The sequence below is a fragment of the Labrys sp. Lb11 genome, assembly GCF_057554225.1.
On record NZ_BAAJOT010000002.1, the window covers coordinates 883,822 to 904,674 of the forward strand.

Sequence of the window (20,853 nt, forward strand, 5' to 3'; positions counted from 1 at the left end):
CGAGCCCAAATGGCATGCTGCACCATCTGTCCTTCGGGGTCTCGAACATCGAGCGCGCGGCGGCGTTCTATGATGCCGCCCTCGCCCCGCTCGGCTATGTCCGCGTCTGGGAAGACCTGAACCCAGGCGATCCGAACCAGGCCGTCGGCTACGGCCCGCCCGGCGGCGGCGACAAGTTCGCGATCAAGCTGCGGGCCGAGGGATTGCGGCCTCCGGGGCCGGGCTTCCACCTCGCCTTCGCCGCGCCCAGCCGCGAGGCCGTCGCCCTGTTCCACGCCGCCGCCCTAGCCCATGGCGGCACGGACAACGGCCCTCCGGGGCTGCGGCCGCACTATGGGCCGGATTATTTCGCGGCCTTCGTCATCGACCCGGACGGGCATCCCATTGAGGCGGTCTGCAAGTCGGCGGGATAGGCTGCGCGGAGGCATTCCTGACGTTCAATCTGATCCATGTCGCGCCCTGACGATTTGCTTCGCTTCGACGACAAGTTGATCCGGTTTAGGCCACAATCCCAAGCTACGGACTAACGGGAAGACAGATAATTCCAGAGAGTTCGGGCGTCATCATGGACCCTCGGATAGGCAGCCAAACCTGGTGGAAACAAATATTTTCCTATTCAATCGTTTCTACACTTATATATTTTCCTAACTTTCTATTCTATAAACTTGGTATAGATACAATATTTCCAAATTCGATGCATAGTGAATACGTGATCTATTATATAATATTATTAATGTCAGGAGACTTGATGATCGAACTTGGGCACCGAGAGTCGAGGTATTGGACGATCATTTTCACGTATATCTCTGTAATCCCCTCATTCGTCGTCGTCATGCTGGCCGGAATTCCTCAATCACCTCTCTTCCGTGAAATTCTCGTGTCTGGGGCCCTAGCGTCGGCCGGCGCGAATTTCATCGTCGGCTTCGTAATCCTCCACCGGAACCAGAAGCGCTCCTGACCCGCACGGCCTCGTCGTCGGGGCGCTGCGATCGGTCAGCCGGGCCGCCGTCCGGCCGATGTCCCGATTGAACCCAAGGCTCGACAGGATCGTCACAAGCATCGGGTTCTTCCATCGCAGGGTGGAGTCACCCAACTTTGTGACGCAATCGGATACTACCATAGATCAACGGAAGAGGCGGAACAGTTCGTAGGCAAAAGCGGACCACGCATGAACGTATCTCCGTGGAAGGCGGGACTCGTGATCGCGATTTTTTATTATCCAGTATTTTTGATGGCGAAACTTGGCATAGAGAAATTATTCCTCAACCCACTGCATAGCTTTGCCGCCGCCTTTTTTTGTCGCATTCATGACAGTCGGCGAAACATTGATTATGACATTTAACTAGGACTGGGCATCTTCGTTTATTTTGCATCTTACTTGACATTCACTCCTTCTTTTTTTGTCGTTCTGCTGGCTGGCCCTTCCCAATCATTGCTTGTTCGGCAGCTTCTCGCATTCGGTGCCCTCGTCCCGGCAGGAGCGATTTTCATCCCCGGTCTGGTCGCGCTCTGGCAAAGCCGCCTACACTTAGCCCGTCTTCGCGGATTCGCGCGCGGAAACGTCGATTTCGAGGTTTTTTGAGCGCGTAAGTATTTGATCTGATTGAGGCGAGGTTCGCATGTTCTACCGGAATCGGCTGTAGTGAAGACCTAGGCTATTTCCAAGATACGGTTTGGCGTGCATAGATTCATGTCGCCATGTTTCTGCGACGAACCGAGCGAAGGAAGGACGGCAAGACGCATACCTACTGGAACATCGTCGAGAACAAGCGTCTCGACGATGGCCGGGTGGTGCAGCGGCAGGTTTTGTATTTGGGTGAAATCAACTCTTCTCAGGCCGCCGCCTGGCGCAAAGCCATCGAGGTGCTCGATACCGACACCGGCGATCGACAGACGCTGGCTCTGTTTCCGGAGGATCGCTGCCAAGCCGTCGCGGCCGATGCCTCAGTGGTGCAGCTTCGCTTGTCGGAGCTCCGGCTGTGCCGGCCGCGCCAATGGGGTGCCTGTTGGCTGGCCGGGCTCCTATGGCGCGACCTGCACCTCGATCGGTTCTGGGCCGACCGCCTGCCGCCGAGCCGCAAGGGGACACGCTGGGACCAGGTGCTTCAGGTTCTGGTGACCTATCGCCTGATCGCACCGGGCAGCGAATGGCGCCTGCATCGCGAATGGTTCGAGCGTAGCGCCATGGCCGACCTCTTGGGGGCGGACTTCGGGTTGGCCGAGGCGCACAAACTGTATGCCTGCCACGACCTGCTCCTGGCGCACAGGCAGACCCTGTTCGCTCATCTGGCGGAGCGCTGGCGCGATCTGTTCAACGCCCGCTTCGACGTGCTGCTCTACGATCTGACCAGCACCTATTTTGAGGTCAACGCCTCGGATCTGCCCGAGGGCGACAAGCGCCGTCACGGCTATAGCCGCGACAAGCGGCCGGACTGTCCGCAAGTGGTGATCGCCCTGGTCGTCACCCCGGAGGGCTTGCCTTTGGCCTACGAGGTGCTGGCCGGCAACACCGCCGACAGCAAGACGCTGGGGATGTTCCTCGGCAAGATCGAGCAGCAATACGGCAAGGCGCGGCGCGTCTGGGTGATGGATCGCGGCATTCCCACCGAGGCGGCCCTGGCACAGATGCGGGCCAGTGACCCGCCGGTCCAGTATCTGGTGGGAACGCCCAAGGGACGGCTGAACCGCCTGGAAAAGCACCTGCTGGACAAGCCCTGGCAGGAGGCGCGGCAGGGCGTTCAGGTGAAGCTGCTGGCCGAGGATGGCGAACTCTATGTCTTCGCCCAGAGCCTCGACCGCGTCTCCAAGGAACGGGCCATGCGGCGGCGGCAGTTGAAATGGCTGTGGAAGCGGCTCCGGCAGATCGCCGCCATGGCGGTCTCCCGCGAGGAGCTCCTGATGAAGCTGGGCGCCGCGCGCTCCAAGGCGCCGACCGCCTGGCGCCTGGTCGATGTCGACATCGACAAGAACGGCGGGCTGACCTTCCGCCTCGACCGCAAGAGGCTGCGAACCATCAGACGGCGTGAAGGGCGCTATCTGCTGCGAACCAATCTCACCGACAACGATCCCGCCCTGCTATGGCAATATTACATTCAGCTCGTCGCCGTCGAAGAGGTCTTCAAGACCCTGAAAGGCGACCTGGCGATCCGCCCGGTCTTCCACAAGGATGAGAGGCGGATAGAAGCCCACATCTTCATCGCCTTCCTGGCCTATTGCCTGCAGATCACCCTGACCCGCCGCCTCCACGCCCTGGCCCCGGGACTGACCGCTCGAAGTGCTCTGGAAAAGTTCGTTGCCATCCAGATGATCGACGTCCACTTGCCCACCACCGATGGTCGCGAGATCCAGCTGACCCGCTACACCCAGCCCGAGCCCGAACTCAGCCTCCTCATCAGCCGCCTCAAGCTCCAATTGCCGCCACAGCCCCCGCCCAGAATCACCTCCTCCGTCCTCGCCCAAGCCAGTCGACGTAGTGAAGACCTTTTAGCCTAACCCATTGATCGCCAACCGCGGGGATGCCTCAATCTGCCCCCAATCCGCGAAGACGGGTTAGAGCGCGGCGGCCACGGAGGCCCCCGACCTCCGCGATAACCCCCATTAGGCCCGCGGTGAAGCGCGACGCTGCGCCGAACTTCGAGACCGCCGCGCTCGCCCCCCCTCTCCTACCCCCGATAATCCAGCCCGATGTCGAGGATCGGCGCGCTGTGCGTCAGCCAGCCGATCGAGATCAGGTCGACGCCGGTGGCGGCGATCGCCGGCGCGGTCTCGCGCGTCACCCGCCCCGACGCCTCGGTGATGGCGCGGCCGCCGACCATGGCCACGGCCCGGCCGAGTTCCTCCGGCGTCATGTTGTCGAGCAGCACCGCATCGACGCCGAGGCCGAGCGCCTCCTCCAGCTGGGCCATGGTGTCGACCTCCAGCTCGATCTTGACGAGGTGGCCGACGCCGGCCCGGGCCCGCTCCACCGCCGGCCGGATGCCGCCGGCGATGGCGACGTGGTTGTCCTTGATCAGCACGGCGTCGTCGAGGCCGAAGCGGTGGTTGCTGCCGCCGCCGGCCCGGACCGCATATTTCTCCACCGCCCTGAGGCCCGGCGTGGTCTTGCGGGTGCAGACGATCCGCGCCTTGTGGCCGTCCACCGCCGCGACCACGGCGGCCGTGGCGGTGGCGATGCCGCTGAGCCGGCAGAGGAAGTTGAGCGCCGTGCGTTCGGCCGTCAGCAGGCCGCGCGCCGGCCCGGCGACGGTGGCGACGACGTCGCCCGGCGCGACCGCGGCGCCGTCGCCGCGCAGGGCGGCGACCGAGATCGCCGGGTCGATCAGGCGGAAGGCGAGCGCCGCCAGGTCGAGCCCGGCGACGACGCCCGGCTGGCGCGCAGCCAGCACCGTGGTCGCGCGGCAATCGGCCGGCACGATCGCGTCGGTGGTGAGATCCCCGGCCCGGCCGAGGTCTTCCAGCAAGGCGGCCCGCACCAGCGGCTCGAGCATGATCTGGGGCAGCGGCGACAGGGTCATGGCTCAGGCACTCCTGGCGAGCGGCAGGACGGGGGATGCGAGGTCTCGGGCCGCGGCCAGGGCCTCGCCGAGGGTGAGGCGCGAGCGGCGGGCCACCGCCGCCGGCCGCGGAAAGTCGGTGCGGTGATGGGCGCCACGGCTCTCGCGGCGGCCCAGCGCCGCGACGGCGATCATCAGCCCGACCGCGGCCGGGTCGGCCGCCGGGCCGGGATTGGCGGCGAGCGGCAGCAGCGCGTCCACCGCCGCGCCGAGGCCGGCCGCGTCGCGCAGCACGCCGACCCCGCGCGACAGGATCGGCCGCACCGCCGCCGGATCCGCCGCCGGCGGCAGCGGCTGGGCGGCGAGCCGCCGGCCGCGGCCGGGCGCCGCCGCGGCCACGCTCCCGGCGACGCGGCCGGCGCAGACGACCGCCTCGGTCAGCGAGTTGCTGGCCAGCCGGTTGGCCCCATGCAGGCCGGTGCTGGCCACCTCGCCGCAGGCCCATAGGCCGGCGACCGAGCTGCGGCCGGCCTCGTCCACGGCGATGCCGCCCATGTGGTAGTGCACGGCCGGCCGGATCGGCACCGGCTGGGTGGCCGGGTCGAACCCCGCTTCGCGGCAGAGGGCGGCGATGCCGGGAAAGCGCCGGGCGAAATCCGCCCCGGGCCGGCGCCGCGCGTCGAGGAAGACCTGGTGGCCGGCGGCGAGATGGCGCCAGACGCCGCGCGCCACCGCGTCGCGCGGGGCGAGCTCGGCGCCCGGCATCCCGGCGAGGAAGCGCCGGCCGGTCTCGTCGATCAGCACCGCGCCTTCGCCGCGCACCGCCTCGCTGACCAGCTTCATCGGCCGCGACGGCCCGTCCAGCGCCGTCGGGTGGAACTGGATGAATTCGAGGTCGGCGAGCACCGCCCCCGCCCGCGCCGCCAGGGCGAGGCCCTGGCCGAAGCAGGCCAGGGGATTGGTGCTGTCGAGGAACAGGCCGCCGATACCGCCGGTGGCCAGCACCACCCGGTCCGAGGCCAGGGCCACGGCGCCGGCGGATCCTGCGGCGAGCACGCCGGCCACGGCGCCGTCCTCCACCAGGATCCGCCGCGCCTCGACCCCTTCGACCACGACGATCGACGGGGTGCGGCGCACCGCTTCGATCAGGGCGCGCATCAGCTCCCGGCCGGTGCCGTCGCCGGCGGCATGGACGATGCGGTTGCGGCTATGGGCGGCCTCGAGGCCGAGCTGCAGCGCGCCGTCGGCCGCCCGGTCGAAGCGGGCGCCGAGCCGGGCGAGCTCGGCGATCGCCGCCGGGGCGGCGTCGAGGATGCGCCCGGCGGCCGCGGGGTCGCAGAGCCCGTCGCCGGCGGCGAGGGTGTCGGCGAGGTGCCGAGCCGGGTCGTCGTCTTCGCCCAGGCTGGCCGCGAGGCCGCCCTGGGCCCAGGGGCTGGAGGCGTCGGCGCCGAGCGGCGCCTTGGAGAGCAGCACCACCGGCTCGGGCGCCAGCCTGAGCGCCGTCATCAGGCCGGCGAGGCCGGCGCCGATGACGACCGGCCGCCCCGCGAGTTGGGAGAGGGTCATATCGCCAGCATCCTTTCGACCGCCAGCCGGGCCCGCCCGGCCACGGCCGGATCGATGGTGACCTCGTGCCGGTTCTGCTCCAGCGCCTCGCGGATGGTCTTGAGCGTGATCCGCTTCATGTGCGGGCAGAGGTTGCAGGGGCGGATGAACTCGACGTTCGGGTGCTGCACCGCGACGTTGTCGCTCATCGAGCATTCGGTGAGCAGCACGACGCGGGCCGGCTGGCGGGTGCGGACATAGTCCGACATGACCGCCGTCGAGCCGGAGAAGTCGGCCTCGGCCACCACCTCCGGCGGGCATTCGGGATGGGCGAGCACGGTGACGCCGGGATGGTCCTCGCGCAGCTGGCGGACCTCCGCGGCCGAGAAGCGCTCATGCACCTCGCAATGGCCCTTCCAGGCGATGATCTCCACCTTGGTCTCGGCCGCGACGTTCCGGGCGAGGAACTCGTCCGGGATCATGATCACCCGGTCGACGCCGAGCGATTCCACCACGGCCTTGGCATTGCCGGAGGTGCAGCAGATGTCGGATTCGGCCTTCACCGCGGCCGAGGTGTTGACATAGGTGACGATCGGCACGCCGGGATAGCGCTGGCGCAGGAGCCGCACGTCCGCGGCCGTGATCGAATCGGCCAGCGAGCAGCCCGCCCGCATGTCGGGGATCAGCACGGTGCGGTCCGGGTTGAGCAGCTTGGCGGTCTCGGCCATGAAGTGCACGCCGGCCAGCACGATGGTGTCGGCCTCGGTGTCGACGGCCATGCGCGCCAGCGCCAGGCTGTCGCCGACGAGGTCGGCGACGCAGTGGAAGATCTCCGGCGTCTGGTAGTTGTGCGCCAGGATCACCGCATTGCGCTCGCGCTTCAGGTCCAGGATGGCGTCGACGTCCCCGGCGAAGACCGGCCATTCCATCGGCGGGATCACCCGCCGCACCCGATCGTAGAGCGGCGCCGTGCGCGCCAGGGCTTCGTTGAGGCTTGCCATGTCTTATACTCTCTATGAGCATATTGTGGCCATATGCTGATCCTGAGCATAAGAGATGTCAAGCCCGCGTGAGCGGCAATTTCGTGCCGGCCACGGCCCGCTCGGCCAGCACCGCATGGCGGAAGCGGAACAGCTTCGCCGGCCGCCCGCCGGTGTCGGCGGTGGTGGCGCCGGTCTCCTCGACCAGGTCCTGCTGCTCGATCAGCCGGCGGAAGTTCTGCTTGTGCACCAGCCGCCCGGCCAGCGCCTCGACGCTGCGCTGCAGTTGCAGCAGCGTGAAGGTGGCGGGCATCAGCTCGAACACCACCGGCCGGTACTTGATCTTGGCCCGCAGCCGGGCGATGCCGGTGGCGAGGATGCGGCGATGGTCGACGGTCATCGGCCGGCCGGCGGCCGGCACCACCGCCCCTTCCGGCCGGCCGCGCAGCGCCTCGGGCACCAGGCCGGCCTCGTAGAGCAGCTCGTAGCGCTGCAGCACCAGCTCCTCGTTCCAGTCGCTGCCCTCGAGGCCGAAGGCGATGGCGACGCGCTGCCGGCGCTCACTCCGCGCCGCCTCCGCGCCCGCCTCGGCCCAGGCCCGCAGCCGCGCCACCAGCCCGTCTTCCAGGCAGGCCGGCGCCCCGGCGCGATGATCCTCCCAGGGGAAATAATCGTACCAGTTGCGCCAGCCCGGCGCCTGCTCCCGCGCCGCCCCCTCGCGGGTCAGGCCGAGATAGCTGACCGAAATGACGCGCTGCCCGTCGCCGTCTCCCGCCCGGTCGAGGTCGGCGAAGGTGTAGAGCTGCTCGACATAGCCGACGGGATGCCCGGTCTGCCGCTCGACCCAGGCGCGCAGGCCCGATTGCAGCGAGCGATGGCCGGCCTCGAGCGGTCCGGACGGCAGCGCCGCCGCGTCGCGAATCGTCAGCACCCGCGGCTCCCCGGCCGAAACCGCCACCAGCACCGCGATCAGATCCGCCGCCACGGCGTTCCCCGCAGCCTCCTGCGCCTGCTGCGATGCGGTCATTCCCTCTCCGTTCGGCTGTTCCCGACGGGAATGACATAGCGCATCGCCCCGTCACGGCGCAAAGCGGCCCGGCCCCCCGGGGCCGGCCCCATAGGCGCTAAGGGGCCGTTCGCGAACAAGCGAATCAACGTGGGCGTCATGGCCGGACTTGATCCACGGCTGTCCGGTTCATGTTGGGAGTAAGTCCAGATGGACTTGGCGAGGGTCGCTTTTTGGGATGGTGGGCGGCTTGAGCAATTGGTCGATGCTGCGACGGTGCATGATGTTGGCGCGGACGAGCCTGGCGAAGGCGAGTGGGCTGTCGACGATTTTGACGGCGTCGTTGGCGATGCGCAGCAGCAGGTAGGCGATGAGGGCGACGGCGATCTGGATGCGCACGGCGTTCTCCGATTGCCCGATGAAGTGCTTGATGCGGAGGGTCTGCTTGACCCATCGGAAGAAGAGTTCGATGGCCCAGCGGCGCTTGTAGAGGTCGGCGATCTCCTGGGCTGGGGCGTCCAGGTCGTTGGTGAGGATGCGCAGTGTTTTGCCGTCATCGAGAACGACGCCGATCTCGCGCACGGGATCCTGGAAGGGGTTGATGCGCGTCGTCGTCAGGCGTTCGGGCAGGTGGCCGATCCGATCATAGAGCAGGGTCGATCCGGGCGGCAGAGGCTGTTCGGCGACCGGAGCCAGGGGCGTATTCTTCTTGAGCCGGGTGACGATCCGGCAGCCGGCTGCGTTCAGGCGCTCCCACCAACCGTAATGATAATAGCCGAGATCAAAGACATAAGTGGCGCCGGGCTCGATGGGCATGGCGTGCGCGGCCGTGATGTCGTTGACCTTGGCGGGCGTGACTTCAAGGTAGAGCGGCCGGTCGGCGTCCGGGTCGTAGATGATGTGCGCCTTGGCGCCGACGGCGCTGCGGGAGAAGCGTGCCCAGGCCGCAGCAATCCCCGACAGCCGCAGGCTCGTCGAGTCGATCAGGCGCACCACCTCGGCGCTCGACCGACGAAAGCCCCGGCTGGTCTGGGCCGCCATATGGGCGAACAGGCCCGAGAAGACCTCGTGCGTTCTCAGGGCGTTGGCGTCGGCCAAGGTCGAGCGCGACACCTGACGCACGCCCAGGTGATAGAGCCTGCCCGCGTGGCTGGACATCGCCGTTTCGATCTCGCGCAGCGAGGCGGCGCCGGAAAGCTGCGCGTAAAGCAGCGCCACAAACTGACTCTTGGTGCTCAGCCGCCGAACCCGGGCATCCGTTCCCTGTTCATCCACAAGCCGATCGAACACCGACCACGGCACATGCTTCAGAAGCCCGTGCAATACGCTATTGTGGTGACGCATGGCGTTGGCTCCTTCTCGTGTCCAAAACACCGGCAAGTGCTTGGAAACAAGTAGAATCAATGCCATGCAACCTGTCTACCAAAACCAACCGGACAGCCGTGGACTTGATCCGGCCATCCACGCGCACGCAACGACACAGGATCGGGTGGCGGCAGCTCTGCAATCGTCACGTTCCCTTACGAGATCGCATGCGATCTCGTCGAGATGGGGGATCAAGTCCGGCCATGACGCGATGGAGCGGGCAAGCCCGTGTCTCCCACGATCACTTATCTTAGGCGTCGTCCGCGAATAAGTGTTCCAGGCGCGACACCGGCCGGTCCCATCCCCCTTGCGGAGGGAAGACGCGGGCGGCGCGGCAAGTCCGGCATGGAGCCCATCTCGCCCACAGGGGGGCTTCACAAAATAGAGGTGAAGCACTTAGTCCCGGACGCCGCCTTAGCGCCTATGGGGGCCGGCCCTGTGTGCGCATTCACCTTGGGGGGCGTTCGACGATGTTGCGGCAGCTTGAAAGACCATCCCCGGATGCGTTCACTTGGCGCGACCGGCTGTCAAGAGAGGCGCGAGCCCCCTCTCCCTGCGGGAGCCAGCCCGGAGGGAGAGGGGTCCCCACGCCTATTGCTCCGGTCCGGGAGGGTCCTGCGGGACTGCATCCCGGCGGTCAGCGGTGGATGGCGATCGCCCGCGCCGGAAAGCCGGAGCCGTCCTTGGCCTTGGGCCAGGTCGCCATGATCAGGGCGCCGGCCTCCGGCACCTTGTCGAGATTGGCCAGGAGCTCGATCTGCCAGCGGTCGATCGACAGGACATAGTGCTCGAGCCGGTAATCGCCGGCGGAGATGGCGATCCCGGGGTCGGTATCGATCTGCTCATGGCCGATCGCGGTGACGCCGCGCTCCTCGAACAGTTGCGTCAGCACCGGCTGCGACCAGCCGGGCGTGTGCGACACGCCGTCGGCCGAGCGGTTGGAGAAGCGCTCGGCGTCGGGCCAGCGCGAGGCCCAGCCGGTGCGCAGCGCCACGAAGGACTTCTCCGGGATGCGGCCGTGCCGGGCTTCCCAGGCGGCGACATCCTCGAGCGTCGGCATGGCGTCGGGGTCGGCCGCCGCCCGGGCGGCGATGTCGAGCACGACCAGCGGCAGCAGCATCTCCGTCACCGGGATCGCGTCCAGCGTCCGCCCGCCCTTGATGAAGTGGATGGGCGGGTCGACATGGGTGCCCCACTGGCCGACGAAGCCGTAGCGGTGAACCTGGAAGGCGTCCCCCTTGGCGAAGTCGAACACCATGCTGCGCTCCTCGTCCGGGAACGCCGCGAAATGCGGCTGCCCCGGCTGGAAGGGGTGCGTCAGGTCCGTGAAGGTCGCGCCGGCCAGATGCGAGCGAAACAGGTCCCAGAGTACGTTGCCGCCGGCCATGTCACGGCTCCGCGACGAAGGACGGGGCGGCTTCGCCGGCCAGCATCAGCTTGCCGTCCTTGACCCCGATCACCGACACCGACTTGTCCGGCACCGAGATGCCCGGGCGGTAGCTGATGGTGCCGGTGACGCCGGCCAGGCCGGAGGTGGCGGCGAGGGCGTCGCGGATCTTGGCCGGGTCGGGCTCGCCGGCGCGCTTGATCGCATCGGCCATCAGCTTGACCGCGTCGTAGCCGAGCGCCGCGAAGGCGTTCTCGGGCACGTTGCCGGTCGTCTTCTTGTAGGCGTCCATGAAGGCCTGGACATTGGCGCTGGCGCCGTCGCCGATATAGGCATGGGTGGTGAAATAGGCGTTGTTGGCCGCGTCGCCGCCGACCTGGAGCAGCAGCGGCGTGTCGTAGCCGTCGCCGCCGACCACCGGCAGGTCGATTCCCGCCTGCCGCAACTGCTTGAGGATGAGGCCGATCTCCTCGGCATTCGAGGAGGAATAGATGAAGGCGGGCTTCTCGGGCAGCGCCTTGATCTTGGCGATCTGGGCGGTGAAGGTCTTGTCGCCGATCTTGTAGCTGTCCTGGCCAAGGATCTTGCCGCCGCCGTGCTCATAGGCCTTGACGAAATAGTCGGACAGCAGGGTGGTGTATTCGGTGCCGATGTCGGTGAGCAGATAGGCTGTCTTGGCGTTGAGCTTGTTCAGCGCGAACTCGGCGCCGACCGCCGCCTGCACATTGTCGCCGAAGGCGGCGAGGAAGATTTCGTTGCCGAGCTGGCCCGGCAGCTTGGGCGAGGTGGCGCCGGGGGTGATGAAGGGGACCTGCGCCTTCTGCACCTGCGGGCCGATGGCCAGCACGCTGTCGGAATCGGCAAAGCCGATGATGCCGACCACCTTGTCGCTGTCGATCAGCTGGCTCGCCACGGTGGAGATGACGGTGGCGTCGCTCTTGGAATCGTAGATCACCAGCTCGATCGGCCGGCCGAGCACGCCGCCGGCGGCATTGATCTCGGCCGCGGCGAGCTTGGCGCCGTTCAGCATCGGCCCGTCCAGCGAGGCCTGGACACCGGTGAGATTGGCGGAATAGCCGATCTTGATCGGGTCTGCGGCCTGTGCGGCGCCGGCGGCGCCGAAGACGACGGCCGCGCAAAGACCCAGGTGCAGGGCTCCGCGTCGTGTCAGCGTGATCATCTGTCTTGTCCTTCTGCCTGGCGGTGTGATGCCGATCGTGCGGAGAGCCCGAAGGTGAACTCGCGCTCGCCCATGATCCCCTTCGGCCGGAAGATCATGATGAGGATGAACAGGAAGCCGAGGACGATCTGGCTGGCGCCGAACAGCGCCGGAACCTTGAGATCGCCGATCGAGAAGCCCCGCTCCACCGAGCGCAGCAGCTCGGACAGGATGGTGACGCCGACCACGCCGACGATGGCGCCCGAGAGCGAGCCCATGCCCCCGAGCACCAGCATGGCGATCAGGTTCATGGTCATGGCGAAGTAGAAGGTGGTCGGCGAGAACGAGCCGAGATAGTGGGCATAGAGCGAGCCGCCGACGCCGGCGAAGAAGGCGCCGACGGCGAAGGCGATCAGCCGGGCCTTGAGCACGTCGACGCCGATGGCGCTCGCCGCGATGGTGTCGTCCCGCACCGCCTTCAGCGTCCGCCCGAACGGCGAGCTGATCATGCGGGCGAGCACGATCAGCGTCACCGCCAGCCAGCCGAACACCCAGGGCAGCGTCGTCTCCAGCGGCACGCCGGTGAAGGTGCGGGCGCCGCGGGTGAAGTCCGAGGCGTTGATCAGCACGACGTTGACGATGATCAGGAAGCCCATCGTCGCCACGGAGACGAAATAGCCGGAGAGGCGCATCAGGGGATAGCCGACGATCACCGCCAGCACCGCGGCGAACAGCCCGGCCGCCAGCGTCGCCGGCAGGAAGGGCAGGCTGAAGCTGCCGAGGAAGGCCGGCAGGTGCGGCAGCAGCGCCGCCTTCTGCTGCACGGTCAGCGACAGGATGCCCGAGACATAGGCTCCGGCGCCGATGAAGCCGACATGGCCGAGCGAGAACACGCCGGTGAAGCCGTTGCTGAGCGAGAGCGACAGCACCAGGATGCTGTTCAGCGCCATCAGGAGCAGGATGCGGACGAAGTAATCGCCCATCACATGCGGGGCGCCGAAGGCGACCGCGGTCGCCACGATCAGCGCCGCCGCCACGGCGAGGGGAATGCGCGCCGGCCTGCTCACAGCTTGATCTCCCGGTTCGGCTGCAGCAGCCCGCCCGGCCGGAACAGCAGGAAGGCGATGAGCAGGGCGAAGACGATCGCGTCGCGATAGGGCGACACGGCGTCGGGCAGGAAGGCGACGATGAAGATCTCCAGCGCCCCCAGCATGTAGCCGCCGACCAGCGCGCCGGCGATCGAGCCGAAGCCGCCGATGATCGCCGCGACGAAGGCTTTCAGCAGCGGCGTGAAGCCCATCTGCGGCTGGACCACGCCGGCCTGGGCCGCCCAGAGCACGCCGGCGAGCCCGGCATAGGCGGAGGCCACCAGGAAGGCGATGATCACCAGGCGGTTGACGTCGAGGCCGACGAGCTGGGCCGCCGCCATGTCCTCGGCCGCCGCCCGCATGCCGAGCCCCACCGTGGTGCGGGTGATGAACCAGCCGAGCAGGATCAGCGACACGAAGGTCAGGGCGATGGTCAGGAGATTGATGCTGGTGAAGGTGATCGCGCCGGCGCCGACCTGCCAGGAACCGTTCAGCAGGTCCGGCAGCGGGAAGTTCCGCGGCGAGGAGGTGAAGAGGAGGATGCCGAGATTCTCCAGGATGTAGGTGACGGCGAGGCTGGTCAGCAGGCGCGTCACGTCCGGTGCGCTGCGGATCGGCCGGTAGGCGATGCGCTCGATCAGGAACCCGGCGATCGCCGCGCCGGCGACGCCGCAGACCAGCGCCGGCACGAAGGGCAGGCCGAAGCCGCTCAGCACCACCGTGGTGAAGGCGCCGACCATCATCACGTCGCCATGGGCGAAATTGGTCAGGCGCAGCACCCCGAACACGATCGACAGGCCGACGGCCACGAGCGCGTAGAGGCTGCCGAGGCTGATGGCGTTGATGATCTGCTGGATGATGTAGTCGAGGCTGGTCATTCCGCCCCCAGATAGGCCTGAGCGATGCGGTCGTCCGACCGCAGGTCGGCGGCAAGACCCGACAGGGCCACCGCGCCGGTGCGCAGCACATAGGCCCGGTCGGCGAGGTCGAGGGCCAGGGCGATGTTCTGCTCGACCAGCAGCATGGTCATCCCCTGGCGCTTCAGCTCGGCCAGCGCCGCGAAGATGTGGCGCACCAGCAGCGGCGCGACGCCGAGAGAGGGCTCGTCGAGCAGGAGCAGGCGCGGCGCCGCCATCAGGGCGCGGGCCAGCGCCAGCTGCTGCTGCTCGCCGCCCGACATGGTGCCGGCCAGCTGGTGCCAGCGCTGCTTGAGGATGGGGAAGAGCGCGAACATGCGCTCGACGTCCCGCGCCACCGCCGCCTTGTCGCCGCGGGTGCAGGCGCCGAGCCTGAGGTTCTCGGCCACCGTCAGGCTGCCGAACAGGCGCCGGCCTTCCGGGCTGTGGGCGATGCCGCGGCGCACGATCTGGACCGGCGGCAACCCGGCGATCGAGGCGCCGGCGAAGACGATGGCCCCGGATTTCGGCCGGGCGAGGCCCGATATGGCGCGCAGCGTCGTGCTCTTGCCGGCGCCGTTGGCGCCGACCAACGCCACCACCTCGCCCTCGCGCACCTCGAGCGTGATGTCCTTGAGAGCCCGCACCGCGCCGAAGCTGACGGCGAGCCGGTCGATACTGAGCAGGGACTGGCTGGCGTCAGGCATGGCCGAGATAGGCCTCCCTTACCCTGGGGTGGCTGCGAACCTCGTCGGGCGTGCCGAGGCAGATCGCCTCGCCGGTGGCGAGCACCTGGATGCGCTCGCACAGGTTCATGATCAGGTCCATGTCGTGCTCGACCACGACGATGGTGGTGCCGAACAGGTCGCGGATGCGGCGGATCAGGACGGTGAGCGCCTTCGTCTCGCCGGAGTTGAGCCCGGCCGCCGGCTCGTCCAGCAGCAGCAGGCTCGGCTCGGTCGCCAGCGCCCGGGCGATCTCCAGCCGCCGCTGGTCGCCATAGGGCAGGTCCACGGCCGGGCGGCCGGCCTGGCTCGCCAGGCCCATCAGGTCGAGCAGGCGGTCGGCGATGGCCTGCGCCGCGCCGACATGGGCGCGGTAGCGCGGGCCCCGCAGCACGGCGGCCAGGGGGCCGACACGGTGGCGCAGTTGCGCCGCCGCCAGGACGTTCTCCGCCACGGTCAGCGAGCCGAACAGCCGCGATCCCTGGAAGGTGCGGGCCATGCCGAGCGACACGATCCGCGCCGGCGTCGCGCCGACGATCGAACGGCCGCGGAATTCGATCTCGCCGGAATCCGGCCGGGAAAACCCGGTGATCAGGTTGAAGAACGTGCTCTTGCCCGAGCCGTTCGGGCCGATCACGCCCATGATCTCGCGCTCGCGCAGCTCGATCGCCTGGGCGCGCAGCGCCACCAGCCCGCGAAAGGACTTGGTGAGCCCGGACGTCCTCAGGACGACGGGCCGGGCCTTCTCCCCGGTGGTCACGGCGTCCGCCATCTCAGTCTCCCGCAAAGGCCGCATGGGCGCGGCGCAGGACGCGCGCGACGATGCCCGCCCAGAGTTCCTGGCCGGCGGCATCGCCGATCAGGTCCTGCCGGATCTCGAATTCGACATAGGGCAGGCCTCGCTCCTCGCCATGCACGGGGATCGAATAGCTGTGGTCCATGTCGACACCGTAGGGCTCGTTGCGGCCGACGACCAGGCCCGGTTCCGCGTCCAGCGCAGCGAGCACCGGGCGGGTGAAACGCTCGTCGGCGCCGTAGCACAGCCCGACATGCCAGGGCCGCGGCACCGGCCGCGACCGAAGCGAGGGGGTGAAGCTGTGCATCGACACCAGCACCGTCGGCAAGTCCCGGGCGGCGCGGTCGTCGAGCCGGGCGACGATCTCGCCGTGATAGGGCGCGACGATCTCGGCAAGGCGGCTCTGCCGCTCGGCCGGGCCGATGGCATGATTGCCCGGCACATGCGTGCCGTCGGAGACCGGCGCGATCAGGTCCGGCGCGTCGTGGCGGCGGTTGCACTCGACCACCAGGCGCGAATAGCGCTGGAACACCAGCGGCGCGCCGACGAGGTCGGCGAGGCGCTCCGACACGCCGAGGATGCCGATGTCGATGCCGATATGCCGGTCGAGCTCGGCCCGGTCGAGGCCGAGGCCGTCCAGCGCCGCCGGGACGGCGTTGCCGGCATGGTCGCAGATCAGGAGGAACGGCGACTGCGCCTCGCCGTTGCGCACGCCGACCGGGGCGGGATCGGCGGCGCCGAGCAGGGTCTTGCGGGTGGCTGCGGCGACCATGGTCAGTAGGCCCTGGCGTAGAGGCGGCACAGCTCCTCGATGTCGGTGCCGGCCGCCATGGAGATCTCGCCGCGCTTGTGCACGAGATAGGCCTGCCCCAGCACCGGCCCGAGCCAGCCCATGGCGTCGGGATCGGCCTCAAGGGCGTCGAGCGCTTCCGCGAGGCTGCGCGGCAGGTCGCGGACACCGAGGCCGGCGCGCTCCTCGGCCGTGAGCTCGCCGGGATCGCCGGTCGTGATCGCCGGGCATGGCAGCTTGCGCCGGATGCCGTCGAGGCCGGCCCGGACCAGCATGCCGAGCTGGAGATAGGGGCTCGCGGCCGCGTCGGCGCCGCGGTACTCGAGGTTGTAGCACCGCGCGACGTCGACACCCTCGACCTCCGGCACCGGGCAGATGCGCAGCAGCGCCTCGCGGTCGCGGTCGGCCAGGTTCGCATAATAGGCGGACCAGGAATGCGGCTTCAGCCGCTCATAGGAAACGATGCTGGGTGCCGTGACCGCGCACAGCGCCCTGGCATGGTCGAGGATGCCGGCCGCGAAGGCGCCCGCCACGACGCTGAGACCGCCGGGCCGGCCGGCATCGCGGCATATCGGCGCGCCGGAGAGGTCCGTCAGGCTGAAATGGATGTGCACGCCGTTGCCGGCGACGCCGCGCGTCACCATCGGCGAGAAGCTGATGCGATGGCCGTGCCGGCGTGCGACCGACCGGGCGATCTCGCGCAGCTTCACCGCCCGGTCGGCCGCCTCGAGGCCGGGAGCCGGATCGACCGTGATCTCGAACTGCCGCGGCCCGTATTCCGACAGGAAGGTGTCCGGCGCCAGGCCGTTGGCCCGGAGCGCGCCGATGAAGTCGCCGATGAAGGGCTCGAAGCCGCGCAGCTTGTTGGCGGCATAGGCGTCGGCCGGCCGCTCCTCGACGCCGTCGCTCCAGAACTCGTGCTCGAAGCTCGCCACGAGCCGCAGCCCCGCCTCCTCCAGCGCCGCGAGTGACCGCTTGAGAAAGCCGCGCAGGCAGCACTCCCACGGCTCGCCCGCCATGGTCAGGACGTCGCCGAGGATGAACTGCTCCACCGGGCTGCCGTCGCCGTAGTCGAGCGTGACGTCGCCGTCCGGGCTCGGCACCAGCATCAGGTCGCCGCGCGGCCCGAAGGGCGTCGCGGGGATGCGCCCGAAGCAATTGATCATGATGTTGGTGGGCGTCCAGCCGACGCCAAAGCGGCGCCGGCCTTCCAGGTCGCGGCCAGGGAAGCCCTTGCCGCGCACCTGGCCGGCGATGTCGCTGCAGCAGACGGTAACGATCCGCTCGCGTTCAATAGCCATTCCCCCTCCGGAAAGGGACTGGAAGCACGGCCCGGCGCGGGAGGCCCGAATCGCCGGGTATGGTCGTGATGGAGCCGCACGGTCTTTTCGGAGGCGGCGAGCCGCCGGCCATGTCAGCCGGCGGGGACGCTAGCATGCATGATGAAAAATTTACAAGACTCGCCATTGGGCAACGATGTTGTAATTTTCAGCAACATGCCCGCCCATTGGGCCCGCTACGGCAGCAGCTTGACGCGCACCGCCTCGATCGCCTCGAAACGGGCCCGCGCCGCCGCCCATTGCCGCGCATCGATGGCCAGGGCCAGCGCCTCGACCAGCGCGATCACGCCGATCAGGCTGTCCCAGGGCGAGGGCACGTTGACGCGAGCCCGTAGCACGATATCGGCGATCTCCGCCACGTCCGACATCCACTGGTCGGTGAACAGCGCGATCACGGCCTGCCGGTCGCGGGCCGCCTGGGCGGTGCGGATCGTATCGGCCTGGTAGCGCCGGATATCGAACAGGATGACGACGTCGCGCCGCCTGATCTCCGTGATCTCGTCGGCCCGCCGCAGCAGGCCCGGCGACAGCACCCGCACCTTGCCGCGCATCTTGCGCAGGTGGAATTCCAGGTGGCGGGAAGCCGGCTCGGTGAAATCGCCGCCGAGCAGGAAAATCTGCCGCCGCCCGTCGCTGAGCAGGTCGGCGAGGCGCTCGATGTCGCCTTCGGCTGCCATGGCGATCGACCCCTGCACGGTCTCGGCCAGGCTCTGGCCGAAGGCCGTCAGGGTCGAGGGCCGGCTCGCGCCATGCGAGCGCATCAGCGGGTTCTCGGCCTGCGCCTCCATCTCCTCGCGCAGGGCCCGGCGGAACTCGGGATAGCCGGCGAAGCCGAGCTTGGCCACGAAGCGCAGGATGGTCGGCGCGCTCACCTTGGCCCGCTCGGCGAACAGCGCCACCGTTTCCATGCCGGTGGTGGGATAGCGCGCCAGCAGCGCCCGCGCCGCGCGGCGTTCGGCGTCGCTGAGCGAGGCCATGCTGGCGGCGACGCGGTCGGCCAGGGTCGCAGCACCGGGGTCGGCGGCGGCAGGGGCGCCGGTTCTCTCGGTCATCCGTCGTCACCTCGATGAGGCGGACAGGTTATGCGAAGTTCGCGGCAGGGAACAGCGTCCCGATTCCGGAATCCTGGTTACGCCGGCGACGGAAGCCTCGCCGGCGGAACCGCCATGCCCCCGCCGCCGACGCGCCGGCCTCCCGTCAGCCGGTCGAGCCGGGCCGGCCTGCAGGCGCGGGCGGCGGCGCGCCAGGAACGGCGAAGCGACCTTCCTCGGCCTTGTTGATATATTGGCTGGCGACGAGAATGCCCTTGAAGGGACGCAGGATCGGGATGCAGGCGAGCAGCAGGAACGGCAGGGTGGTGACCAGGTGCACCCAGACCGGCGGCTCGTAGGTCAGCTCGATCCACATGCCGAAGCCGGTCACCGGGAAGGCCATGGTCATCATCACGAAGAAGGCCGGACCGTCCGCCGGATCGGCGAAGGAATAGTCCAGGCCGCAGGCATTGCAGCGCGGCGCCAGCCGCAGAAAGCCGTTGAAGAGCTTGCCCCGGCCGCAGCGCGGACAGGCGCCTCGCAGCCCGACCCGGACTATCGACTGCGCAGCCGCTGACATCTGTTCCATCTCGCCCACCTTGATCCGCGTGAATCGGCTATTTGTATGCATTGCAAATCCATACAAAACACCCTAAATTCATCGCTCTTCAGCTTGAGAGTCCCGCCATCTCAGCGGAAAGCCGAGCGTCTCGATGCCGTTCGTATAGTATTGTAGGCATACAAATGCAAGACAAAAATACCCAGTTGGCCTGGTCGCCGGAGCTGCGCGAGGACGGCACGCCGAAATATCTGGCGATCGCCCGGGCGCTGGCAGCCGACATCCGGTCCGGCCGGCTGGCCCCCGGCGACCAGTTGCCGCCGCAGCGCAACCTCGCGCGGGCGCTCGGCGTGGACCTGACCACCGTCACCCGCGCCTTCGGCGAGGCGCGCCGCCTGGGGCTGGTGGAGGGCACGACCAAGCGCGGCAGCTTCGTGCGCCTGCCGGCGACGGCGCGCTATGCCGAGCCGCCGCCCGACGCCTCGCCGGTCATCGATCTCAGCATGAACATGCCGCCGCAGCCGGCCGACGGGCTTTTGCGCGAGAGCATCCGCGACGGGCTTGACGCGTTGCTGCGCTCGCCCGCCGGCCTGATGCAGTTGCACTACCAGGACAGCGCCGGCGCCGGCGCCGACCGGGCCGCAGGCGCCCGCTTCCTCTCCGGGCGTCTCGACGGCCCGCTCGTCGACCGGCTGACCGTGACGTCCGGCGCCCAATGCGCCCTCGCCGGCGTCCTCGCCGCCGTCCTGGCGCCGGGCGACGTGCTGGCCACCGGGGCGGTCACCTATCCGGGCGTGCGCTCGGCCGCCGGCAAATGCGGCATCGAGCTTGCGGGTGCCGCGCTCGACCGGGACGGCATCGTTCCCGAGGCGCTGGAGGATCTGTGCCTACGCCGCAGGCCCAGGGCGCTCTATGTCGTGCCGACCATCGACAACCCGACCACGACGACGCTGCCGCTGCGCCGGCGCCAGGAGCTGATCGCCGTCGCCCGCCGCCACGGCCTCGCGATCATCGAGGATGATGCCTATGGCGCGCTGCCGCTCGATGCGCCGCCGGCTCTGGCCGCCCTGGCGCCGGACGTCACCTGGCACGTCGCCACCCTGTCGAAATGCGCCATGCCGGCCCTGCGCGTCGCCTATGTCGTCGCCCCCGACGTCGGCGGCGCATTCCGCCTGGCGGCGGAGATGCGGGCCGGCACGCTGATGGCGCCGCCGCTGATGACCGGCCTGGCCACGCGCTGGATCCTGGACGGCGTCCTGCCGACCCTCACCGCCGCGATCCGGCGCGAGAGCGCGGCGCGCCAGGCGATCGCCGCCCGGGTGCTGGCCGGCTTCCGCTTCGAGGCGCATCCGCAGGGCTACCACCTCTGGCTCGCCCTGCCGCCCGGCCGGCGTCAACACGATGTCGGCGCCGACGCCCGCCGCGCCGGCCTCTCCGTCGTCGGCAGCGACGCCTTCGCCGTCTCCGACATTCCCGACGCCGTGCGCATCTCGCTCGGCGCGCCGCCGAGCCGCGAGGCGCTGGAGCGCGGCCTCGCCGTCCTGGCCGCCGTGCTCGACGGCCCGTCCCGGGCCGTGCCGGCCATCGTCTGAGCGCCCGACGCACTCGCCGGCGGCCGAGGCGGAAAAGACTCCAGGGCGGGCGACCGGCAGTGAATCCGTAGAATGACGGGGTTCGCATCAACGACTTACAT

The 20,853-nt window shown here is 68.8% G+C and carries 19 protein-coding genes; 3 read left to right on the forward strand and 16 right to left on the reverse strand.

The window, feature by feature from the left end:
- Positions 1-14 precede the first annotated feature (14 nt).
- Complete coding sequence (locus tag AC27L4_RS09220; protein ID WP_487141788.1) at positions 15-413, forward strand: VOC family protein; 399 nt, start codon at positions 15-17, stop codon at positions 411-413.
- Between the two features lie 476 nt (positions 414-889).
- Here AC27L4_RS09220 and AC27L4_RS09225 read toward each other — a convergent pair whose 3' ends face one another.
- A complete protein-coding gene (locus AC27L4_RS09225) occupies positions 890-1,060 on the reverse strand; it encodes a hypothetical protein (protein ID WP_487141789.1) in 171 nt (56 codons plus the stop codon).
- A 638-nt stretch (positions 1,061-1,698) separates the two neighbouring features.
- Between AC27L4_RS09225 and AC27L4_RS09230 the strand changes: the two genes are divergently transcribed.
- Positions 1,699-3,492 carry an IS1634 family transposase gene (locus AC27L4_RS09230; protein ID WP_487139914.1) on the forward strand — a complete coding sequence of 598 codons (1,794 nt, stop codon included), beginning with the start codon at positions 1,699-1,701 and terminating at the stop codon, positions 3,490-3,492.
- A gap of 170 nt (positions 3,493-3,662) precedes the next feature.
- Here AC27L4_RS09230 and nadC read toward each other — a convergent pair whose 3' ends face one another.
- The 15 genes from nadC to AC27L4_RS09305 form a co-directional block, all read right to left on the reverse strand.
- Positions 3,663-4,514: a carboxylating nicotinate-nucleotide diphosphorylase gene (gene nadC, locus AC27L4_RS09235; protein ID WP_487141790.1), complete on the reverse strand. Its 852-nt coding sequence runs from the start codon at positions 4,512-4,514 to the stop codon at positions 3,663-3,665.
- A 3-nt stretch (positions 4,515-4,517) separates the two neighbouring features.
- Positions 4,518-6,059 carry an L-aspartate oxidase gene (locus AC27L4_RS09240; protein ID WP_487141791.1) on the reverse strand — a complete coding sequence of 514 codons (1,542 nt, stop codon included), beginning with the start codon at positions 6,057-6,059 and terminating at the stop codon, positions 4,518-4,520.
- Positions 6,056-7,039 carry a quinolinate synthase NadA gene (gene nadA, locus AC27L4_RS09245; protein ID WP_487141792.1) on the reverse strand — a complete coding sequence of 328 codons (984 nt, stop codon included), beginning with the start codon at positions 7,037-7,039 and terminating at the stop codon, positions 6,056-6,058. Before nadA ends, AC27L4_RS09240 begins: the two co-directional genes overlap by 4 nt.
- A gap of 58 nt (positions 7,040-7,097) precedes the next feature.
- Positions 7,098-8,045, reverse strand: a complete 948-nt coding sequence (locus AC27L4_RS09250; protein WP_487141793.1) for an NUDIX hydrolase — start codon at positions 8,043-8,045, stop codon at positions 7,098-7,100.
- 168 nt (positions 8,046-8,213) lie between these two features.
- A complete protein-coding gene (locus AC27L4_RS09255; protein WP_487141794.1) occupies positions 8,214-9,368 on the reverse strand; it encodes an IS4 family transposase in 1,155 nt (384 codons plus the stop codon).
- A gap of 658 nt (positions 9,369-10,026) precedes the next feature.
- The gene (locus tag AC27L4_RS09260) at positions 10,027-10,776 is read right to left on the reverse strand and encodes a cyclase family protein (protein ID WP_487141795.1); all 750 of its coding nucleotides are present in this window, start codon (positions 10,774-10,776) and stop codon (positions 10,027-10,029) included.
- Position 10,777: 1 nt separating this feature from the next.
- Positions 10,778-11,956, reverse strand: coding sequence for an ABC transporter substrate-binding protein (locus AC27L4_RS09265; protein ID WP_487141796.1), 1,179 nt, complete (start codon positions 11,954-11,956; stop codon positions 10,778-10,780).
- Entirely contained in the window at positions 11,953-13,002 is a 1,050-nt protein-coding gene (locus tag AC27L4_RS09270) for a branched-chain amino acid ABC transporter permease (protein WP_487141797.1), read from the reverse strand. Before AC27L4_RS09270 ends, AC27L4_RS09265 begins: the two co-directional genes overlap by 4 nt.
- A complete protein-coding gene (locus AC27L4_RS09275) occupies positions 12,999-13,901 on the reverse strand; it encodes a branched-chain amino acid ABC transporter permease (RefSeq protein ID WP_487141798.1) in 903 nt (300 codons plus the stop codon). The genes AC27L4_RS09270 and AC27L4_RS09275 overlap by 4 nt, the downstream gene beginning before the upstream one ends.
- Positions 13,898-14,626: an ABC transporter ATP-binding protein gene (locus tag AC27L4_RS09280; protein WP_487141799.1), complete on the reverse strand. Its 729-nt coding sequence runs from the start codon at positions 14,624-14,626 to the stop codon at positions 13,898-13,900. Before AC27L4_RS09280 ends, AC27L4_RS09275 begins: the two co-directional genes overlap by 4 nt.
- The gene (locus AC27L4_RS09285) at positions 14,619-15,416 is read right to left on the reverse strand and encodes an ABC transporter ATP-binding protein (protein WP_487141800.1); all 798 of its coding nucleotides are present in this window, start codon (positions 15,414-15,416) and stop codon (positions 14,619-14,621) included. Before AC27L4_RS09285 ends, AC27L4_RS09280 begins: the two co-directional genes overlap by 8 nt.
- A 1-nt stretch (position 15,417) precedes the next feature.
- Complete coding sequence (locus AC27L4_RS09290; protein WP_487141801.1) at positions 15,418-16,212, reverse strand: N-formylglutamate amidohydrolase; 795 nt, start codon at positions 16,210-16,212, stop codon at positions 15,418-15,420.
- A gap of 2 nt (positions 16,213-16,214) precedes the next feature.
- Positions 16,215-17,531, reverse strand: coding sequence for a type I glutamate--ammonia ligase (locus tag AC27L4_RS09295; RefSeq protein ID WP_487141802.1), 1,317 nt, complete (start codon positions 17,529-17,531; stop codon positions 16,215-16,217).
- A 215-nt stretch (positions 17,532-17,746) separates the two neighbouring features.
- Positions 17,747-18,622, reverse strand: a complete 876-nt coding sequence (locus tag AC27L4_RS09300) for a MurR/RpiR family transcriptional regulator (RefSeq protein WP_487141803.1) — start codon at positions 18,620-18,622, stop codon at positions 17,747-17,749.
- Between the two features lie 145 nt (positions 18,623-18,767).
- Positions 18,768-19,190, reverse strand: a complete 423-nt coding sequence (locus AC27L4_RS09305) for a DUF983 domain-containing protein (protein WP_487141804.1) — start codon at positions 19,188-19,190, stop codon at positions 18,768-18,770.
- A gap of 155 nt (positions 19,191-19,345) precedes the next feature.
- Here AC27L4_RS09305 and AC27L4_RS09310 point away from each other — a divergent pair, with 155 nt between their 5' ends.
- On the forward strand, positions 19,346-20,752 hold the full coding sequence (locus AC27L4_RS09310) for an aminotransferase-like domain-containing protein (protein ID WP_487141805.1): 1,407 nt from the start codon (positions 19,346-19,348) through the stop codon (positions 20,750-20,752).
- Positions 20,753-20,853: the final 101 nt, after the last annotated feature.